The organism is Bradyrhizobium sp. CCBAU 45389 (assembly GCF_028128625.1).
GTDB lineage: Bacteria > Pseudomonadota > Alphaproteobacteria > Rhizobiales > Xanthobacteraceae > Bradyrhizobium > Bradyrhizobium liaoningense_B.
Genome location: NZ_LBIY01000035.1, coordinates 1 through 1,237 on the forward strand (window position 1 = coordinate 1; position 1,237 = coordinate 1,237).

General features: G+C 58.0%; 1 protein-coding gene. It reads left to right on the top strand.

All coding sequences use genetic code 11. The annotated features are described in order from the left end of the window. The first annotated feature begins 429 nt into the window (after nt 1–429). The gene (locus tag XH79_RS06880) at nt 430–663 is read left to right on the top strand and encodes a hypothetical protein (RefSeq protein ID WP_271581162.1); all 234 of its coding nucleotides are present in this window, start codon (nt 430–432) and stop codon (nt 661–663) included. Nucleotides 664–1,237: the final 574 nt, after the last annotated feature.

Sequence of the window (1,237 nt, forward strand, 5' to 3'; positions counted from 1 at the left end):
ACACTGCTGGGGCCCGGCGTCACGCGACGCCGCGGCCAGCCGCGCGCCTAGCCTGTGCGGTAAAATACGCGCTTACACTTGATTGCACAGGTCTCCACGCGGGTATCCGTACTCTCCGCCAGCCTCCGCAAACTTGAGAACGTGGTGAACGAGATAGTGATATTCTGAATCATACTCTCGAAGCAGCGCCGGCAGTTCGACGATTTGCGTCACGCGCGATGTCGCTCCGATTGGCATTGTTACGTCCAAGAAGAGAAGCGCTGCGGTCGGGCCGCCAAGGACCACAAGTACCGAAAGGACAATCCGGCCAAGGACATCAAAAAGAAGCGTCGACCGAAAGGCGCGAAGAAAGGTTGGGACACGCTATCGGAAACCAACATAGCCGAGTTTTTCGAGCGGTGGCCCCTCGGCACTCGGCAACATCTCGCTATGACCGTACTGCCCTACACCGGCCAACGGCGCGGCGATGCGGTCAGGCTCGGGCCTCACAGCGTGGTCGGCGGCAAGTTCGATCTCGATAACCTGAACGATAGCAGCATCGAAGTCCGACAAAACAAGACCGGCAAAGAGCTGGAAATCCCACTAGCTGCACAACAGACCTTCAGGGGCGACAAGCATCAGCCCTGTAGTCGCACGGATTTTCGGAAGCTGTCTATTAAATAGCCTCAGCGTTTGCGTTCGCCGCACCGGAATTGTACGGGAGGCGAAAAGAATTGTCTGTGATATCTTTGGTTGCGGCTCATCCCGAGTCGCGAAACCGATAGGCACTCCAATGGCAAAAAATGAACGTACCGGCAAAGGCGTGGGGTCGATTGCTTCGAAAGGACTTCGGAGCCCCGGCGCGCTGACTAACAAGGAGATCAAAACCGTTTCGGCGTCCGCCCTCACTCAGCGACCGGATCACAAGGGGCCATCGAAGCCCACTCGGCGGAAGTAGGTTCTTCGGCATGGGTCGAGCGCGTCGCGTGGCGGGCGGCCCGTAGCGGCAGGCGCGCGGCCCTCCACATCGACGCCTCGCCCGCTACATCAGGTATTGTCGCGCTTGTAGATCACCAATGGGAGAAAATGAATCATGGTCGACCTTCTTGGTCATCAGGACAGACTTGATCAAGCTCAACATGCTATGGAGCGGCTTGCAGCCGCGAGTGAAAATACACAGGTGAAGGCTGACCTTCTCAGGGCTGCAAATGCGCTGGGGAAAGCCGAAGACCGTATCGCGGCGCTTGAGGCCATCGTT

Coding starts and splice junctions, on each gene's coding strand:
- XH79_RS06880 (WP_271581162.1), top strand. CDS start 430: ATGACCGTACTGCCCTACACCGGCCAACGGCGCGGCGATGCGGTCAGG.